Annotated in this window: 7 protein-coding genes; 1 reads left to right on the top strand and 6 read right to left on the bottom strand. The window is 50.6% G+C overall.

Annotation, left to right across the window (positions count from 1 at the left end):
- The coding region (locus tag HOK28_02430; GenBank protein ID MBT6431918.1) for a hypothetical protein at nt 1-258 on the bottom strand (258 nt) is incomplete at its 3' end.
- A gap of 244 nt (nt 259-502) precedes the next feature.
- On the opposite strand from HOK28_02430, the gene HOK28_02425 reads away from it, so the two are divergent.
- Nucleotides 503-2,137 (top strand): hypothetical protein, encoded by a 1,635-nt coding sequence (locus tag HOK28_02425; protein MBT6431917.1) that lies wholly within the window; start codon nt 503-505, stop codon nt 2,135-2,137.
- Between the two features lie 7 nt (nt 2,138-2,144).
- Here HOK28_02425 and HOK28_02420 read toward each other — a convergent pair whose 3' ends face one another.
- The 5 genes from HOK28_02420 to HOK28_02400 all read right to left on the bottom strand — a co-directional run bounded on the left by HOK28_02420 (nt 2,145) and on the right by HOK28_02400 (nt 5,728).
- On the bottom strand, nt 2,145-3,005 hold the full coding sequence (locus tag HOK28_02420) for a rhomboid family intramembrane serine protease (protein MBT6431916.1): 861 nt from the start codon (nt 3,003-3,005) through the stop codon (nt 2,145-2,147).
- Between the two features lie 94 nt (nt 3,006-3,099).
- Nucleotides 3,100-3,447 carry a hypothetical protein gene (locus tag HOK28_02415; protein MBT6431915.1) on the bottom strand — a complete coding sequence of 116 codons (348 nt, stop codon included), beginning with the start codon at nt 3,445-3,447 and terminating at the stop codon, nt 3,100-3,102.
- 151 nt (nt 3,448-3,598) lie between these two features.
- Complete coding sequence (locus HOK28_02410) at nt 3,599-4,105, bottom strand: SRPBCC family protein (GenBank protein MBT6431914.1); 507 nt, start codon at nt 4,103-4,105, stop codon at nt 3,599-3,601.
- On the bottom strand, nt 4,102-4,893 hold the full coding sequence (locus HOK28_02405) for an SDR family oxidoreductase (GenBank protein ID MBT6431913.1): 792 nt from the start codon (nt 4,891-4,893) through the stop codon (nt 4,102-4,104). The genes HOK28_02410 and HOK28_02405 overlap by 4 nt, the downstream gene beginning before the upstream one ends.
- A gap of 691 nt (nt 4,894-5,584) precedes the next feature.
- Nucleotides 5,585-5,728, bottom strand: a complete 144-nt coding sequence (locus HOK28_02400; GenBank protein MBT6431912.1) for a hypothetical protein — start codon at nt 5,726-5,728, stop codon at nt 5,585-5,587.
- Nucleotides 5,729-6,020 lie beyond the last annotated feature (292 nt).

The raw sequence follows: 6,020 nt of genomic DNA, 5'->3' as shown, positions 1-6,020 counted from the left end.
CTCATAGGGTGTCATTGCGCGCCCTTGCACCGGAATTCGTCCATAATGATTGAAGATTGCCCGTTCACTGGTCGGATCCACACCCGGTAGATGCGAGGAAATTTGAACACGGAAGGAGTGCACACCAACCACCTGCTTCTTGAGCTCCATGATAACAGAACGGGTCACACGCCGGGTGAGTCCGGCATTCGGTGCCGTACTCGCCTGGTCCATAGTCTGCTCAAGCAGTGACTGATCCACGTTCATCTGGTGCCGCATCGCTTCTCTCCCCTAACATCCTATCGAGATCTTCAACTTTGCCCATAACAACGCTTTTCAGGACATTTAGCCAATTATCGGCGCGATTTTATGGGTTGAACCTTTGGGTAAAAAAATGCGTTATATTACAAATTTGAGACCGTTTTTACCCATTCGGGGGTTGTAAGTCGCCCACGCTCTCTATAGGTGGCGCGCGATCGAAGAGCCGCTCGTAAATGCTCTTCTGCAACAGGGGATACGGGAAATGAACCGAGCAATTTTAATAGGAGCTGCTTTATGTGCGGCTCAAATGATAACAATATCTGCACAAGCCGAAGGATTTGAATGGGGTGAAACCTGCTCAAGCGGCAACGGCGAGTTTGAGCAATTCATCGAGTATTATACCGATGTTACCGTGGGCGAGATTCCAGCGGGTAAAGCCAACGTGGAAATTCAGCTCCAAAGCCCTGAAGACGTTGACGTAAGACTCATCGACACCGAAACGGGACATCAAATCATCTCTTGGCCAAATGGCAACCTCAATGGTGCCAGCCAAGATTGCACCATCTACCAAAACGTTGAGTACTGCTACAGTGGTTACAACGGCAACGGGACAGACCTCGGCCACGAGTGGATTCGCATCAACGGTGAAACCAACCGCCCACTCACCATGAGTGCATTTGGTTATCGTCCCGGTGAAGCCGTCGTTAATTACAGCTTCACTGCACCGGAAGACTGCATCGACGCCGGTAACGGCTCATTCGCACAGTGGATTGCTCAAGATATGGTCGTTACCGTTGGTGATATCCCTGCCGGAAAAACCAACATCGATATCTCCCTCAAAGCCCAAGAGGGCCGCGATGTTGATATTCAACTCTTCGACGGCGAAACCAAAATCATTGCCTGGGACAGCAACGGCAACCACGGCCTCCTAAACGGACCGAATCAGCAAACCATTCAGTATGATGGCCTTCAGATTACCTACAGTGGTTACAATGGTCGTAATGGAGATTGGGGCCAGGAAGACATCCGTATCTCAGGTACCCTACCCCGCACGCTCACCATGAAAGTATTCGGTTACCAGTGGGGATTTGCAGATGTGGATTACGCTTGGGGTCACGGTCAGCTCGGCGACAGCTGCGGCGGTCACACCATTACACCAGCGCACCCATGCCAAGATGAACTCGTATGCAAAGGTACTCAACTTCCAACAGACCTACCTGGTACATGCCAAGCAGTAGACTATTGTGAATCTCAAAGCACTGCAGATTCCGATTGTGCGAACCTTCTTCACGTGTCCACCGTAGGTTCATGGGCGTGTGAAAATAACACCTGTAGCTGGGAGAGCACTTCTCCAGATGTGCCAGAGATTACTCTAGAGCAACTTGCTGCCAATCCATCAACTTGGGCAAATCAAATGGTTGAGATTAATGCTCAGGCCACGGTCGGCTTCCCAATGTGCACCAAGATGTTTTGCGGTCCTGCAAATCCATGCTGCAACAATTGCAACGCTTCTTTGGTATTCCAGCCTGAAAACAGCTCAGCCATCACACTGACCGGACTTAGCTGTAACGGCAACGAGTGCAATTACGAGAGTAACTGCCCCTTCGTAAACGGCGCTTGGATCAAAGTTCAAGCCTGGGTACGGGTTCAAACCATTGGCTTAAACACCCATACACGACTTGAAGTCACCAGCAGCGAAGCCATGGAAACCCCAGCTTGCTACGTAGGTGGTTGCAGCAGCCAAGTTTGCTCAGCCAACCCCAACGTGATTACCACGTGTGAATATCTCCCGGAATATGCTTGTTTAGAGCAGTCTCAATGCGGCAATTATGGCGCAGGTGGCGGATGTGCCTGGGAATCAAGCTCAGAATACATGTCTTGCTTAGACGGGCTCTAAAAAGCTCTTAGCGAGTACACACATTCCCGCCCTCGAAGACGGGCGACCACATATTGGTGATGGATAAACCGAAGCTTGCGACGGTTAACACCGCCAGCACAAAAGCCAAAAGCATCACACCACGACCCTGAGTTTGGCCTTCGCGCTTCGGCAGAAGCCAGGCCATGCCCAGGCCGGTGATAAATCCACCCACGTGAGCGTAGTTGTTCACATTTGGTACCGATAAACCAAAGACCAAACCGATTCCGGCCCACATCAGCATTTGCTGATTGAGCGTGCTGCCAAGTTCGCCACCGCGGCGTCTCCCGAAACCAATCAGAACGCCCATGAGACCAAAAATGGCGGCACTTGCGCCCATGGTAGGTGCAGGGCTGAAGATTACAGAGGTTAGAAAGCCGCCTACCCCGGTAAGGATAAAGACGATGAAGAATCGAGCGGGCCCTAAGAGAGAGGTGGCCATTTCGCCTAAGCTGCGCATCCACATCACATTAAATAGGAGGTGCAAAAGGCTGCCGTGAAGAAAATTCGCGGTCAGGAGTGTCCAGAAATGCCCGCAGCTCCACGCCACACTGCCGGTCATCCCGAAAAGGTAAAGTCCTTTGTAATCTGGAGAACCCATATTCATCAGCCCACCAGAAGCGCTGAAAGCTGCCACCGGATCGAACAAAAGGGTCACGGCGTAAAGTGTAATGCAAACCCCAATCAGGATTTTGCTGATATCAACTTCGCCGCCAAAGAGTTTGCGCAGTGAGCGGCCAAAACCCCAGAGCGTGGGATTCACGGCACCGCAGTGGTGGCAGACCTTTTCGTCCGCCGAAACAAGCTTACGGCAACTGGTACAAAGCTGTGCGCCCTGGCCTCGATTCACAAGCACTCCTCCTGAATACGATGGCTAGCATAGAGTTGAGCCCTGCGGAAAGATATCGCCAGGATTCATGGTATCAACGGGGAAAAGCAAAGACTTAGGCGTAGACAAAAAGCTCGGCTGAATAGCGAGAAGCTGGCTGCTCTTCGCCTCGGCGCATCAGGCCAAAGTCCACCACGCAAGCGCGGCCAGATAGAGATTCATCGGCAACCAAGCTGTAAACGGTCTTCACGCCCGATGGCATGGTTGGGTCGCGTTCCATATGTTCGCGAATCTTCAAGCCTTCTGGCTGGTTGAGAACTTTCCAACGCTGTGAGCGGTGGTCGCCCGCATCTAACGAAATAGTAGCGGTTTCCCCAGGGACAACCACATGGGATTCATCGGGCTGATTCACATCTGTAAAGATGGGTCCCGGTCCTCCAACTCCTCCGATACTGCCTGGCATGGTGCGCTCCTTTAAGACTTAAAGTTTATTGTGACATGTATCGGCACATAAAGTCCTTAGGTTGCGTCTATTTTGTCCGAACGGCAAAATTCAGGATCGCCCGCCCTGACGCAGCAGAGTGAAGGTTCGCGATTTCAACAACTTAGGGAGTCTAGGAGAGCTTCTTACGATTGACGTATTTACCGAGGTTATTAGCCAACATGCCCAACCAAAACTTCATCACAGGCTTCACCAGTGGGTGAATCATCTTGAATACCGAGCACGGCGTGTAGGCCACAGTCCAGGTTAGATGACACCTTCCATCGCCCAAGTCCTTCACAACATAGTTCTCACCGAAGCTTGTCCAGACCTCTTGCGTGGTACCCGTAAAGCAAAAAGCCATGTGCTGACCCCGCTCCCAAGCGATGAAGGTTTCATAAACCTCCATACCGCCGCCCTGGAAGGTAACAGTGCGCGTGGTGCCAACCTGATAGGGCTTGGGACTGGTCCAATCTACTTTGGCAATACCTGTGCCCCACACCGGCCAAGAATGCTCGTCTTCGAATATGTCGAAGAGTTCCTCAGGAGAACATTCAATCGTTCGCTCATAAACAAACCTCTGAGGCGCCGACTCGTAGTAATCGAGTTCGAAAGGGATGCATTTATATTCAGTGCTCATGCCTCACCGCCATACTCTGATTTGAGGATAAGCCACCAAAGAAATGACGGTGTGAAGCGTCGCAAAAAATAAAGCGCTTTGGCAAGGCCAGGCATAATTTGAAAGACACCTTTATGAACACCCTTATCAATCGACATAACGATGTCTTCTGGATCCGCTAGCATTTTGCGGTCGAGAGCTTCTTGTAGCGATTTGGGATTTGACGTTTCCACTGCTTGATTGACGAGAGGCGTGTTGACCATGGGCGGACAAACGAGATGAATATTCACATTGGTGTGACGTAGCTCTTTATCCAAAATCTCCAGGAAAGAGTTCACAGCAGCTTTACTGGCACAATAAGCACCAAAGTGCGGCGTGGGCGCATACCCAGCCATTGAACCAAAACCAATGAAGGTACCGCGATTTTCTTTCGCCATATGCGGCACCGTTTCCATCACCACATTGAGCGTGCCTTCATAATTCACTCGCATAATTTTACGCATGCGGTTCGGCTCATCTGAAATAATTTCTGCCGTGGGCATAATGCCGGCTGCGTGGACAACAAAGTCGATGAAGCCCCACTTTTCGCGTACCTGAGCCACCGCTTGGGTCACAGCATCAGCGTCGCTGATATCTACCACCACGGGTAAAACCTGATCAGGAAACTCACTTTGAAGCTTCTTTAAGCCGTCTTCACCCATATCCAGGGCGCCTACTTTGGCACCGGCCTGGAGGAGCTTACGCGCATAAAGGCCGCCCATTCCGCTGGCCGCACCACTTACAATCGCTACATCTGCTTCAAATGACATTGCTCTACCCTTTTCTTTAATCCCGTGGAGGTCACCTTACGACAGGCGCGTTAGGCAGGAAAAGGAAGAAGCGGGTCGTCTTACAAGGCATTACCGAGATCAAACATTCAGCGCCTAGAATAAACCATGGCGTCGGCGGTTTATGGTTTGCTTAAACGCTGGATAGGGAAAAGAGCCTGCAAGCCTCGCGTGATTTAGAAAAAAATCCAGCAAGATCAAAACTCCAATCCAAGCGGCGATACAAAAAGTTTAGAAAGACAGTTAAGGCCATATATCGCCTCGAATCAGCACTTTAGAGAAGAGTTGAGAGTAGCTCAGCCCAGAGCCAATACGTTAATAATGAGTGATTGGTCTGAATTTAAAGCACCTGTTTAGGGCATTTTTATAACCAAGATCACAAATGTAGGACAGAGGCCTACATTTTCAAGCAACCAATCGGTGCAGTTTGCCGATAATTAAATCGGCCCCCCCAAAGGAGGCAAATAGAATGTGTCCGGATCCTCCAGGTCCGGACTCGAAGCGTGGTTCGACTGGGTTCTTAGGTTCCCCCCAACCTTTCCCCTCCATGGCCGGAAGCGACGCTGGCCATACCCCAGTCGAATTGCCGCCTTCACTCTCCTCCCCCGGAGGGTGAAGGCCCCTGCTTCGATTCTCATCTCTCAAAACAATTTCTTTAAGACGCGGCAGTGACCTACCCAATAAGGCCCGCGAACACTCCACCTACAAGACCAATCCCTGCACCCACTGGCATAGAAATCATACCTGCTAAACCCAGTCCCAAAACGACACCAGTTACCGCGATGCACACCGCTGATTGTAATTTTCCATTAGGCATAACACTTCTCCCCTTAAGACCGGTGCGTGAGCCCCTCGGCCCTCTTTGCACCAGAAACATTCTACAAACTCGAAGGTAAACCTACATGTAGGCATACCATTTTGTAGATTCTCTCTATCAGTCCGTCTTACACGATTGCTTTCAAGTCCATTCTAAAGGGCTTTTAGCACCTCCCTGCCAAGACAGATCTGGCACGAATCTAGCTTAGTTTAAATCAGACGTTGGGAATCGAGGGGATTAAAAAAATGTCAATTTTAGCAACGCTTGAAGACCTTGTAGATACGATGCGAGG

This window comes from Deltaproteobacteria bacterium (assembly GCA_018668695.1).
GTDB lineage: Bacteria > Myxococcota > XYA12-FULL-58-9 > XYA12-FULL-58-9 > JABJBS01 > JABJBS01.
This window is presented reverse-complemented; position numbering and strand designations above follow the sequence as displayed.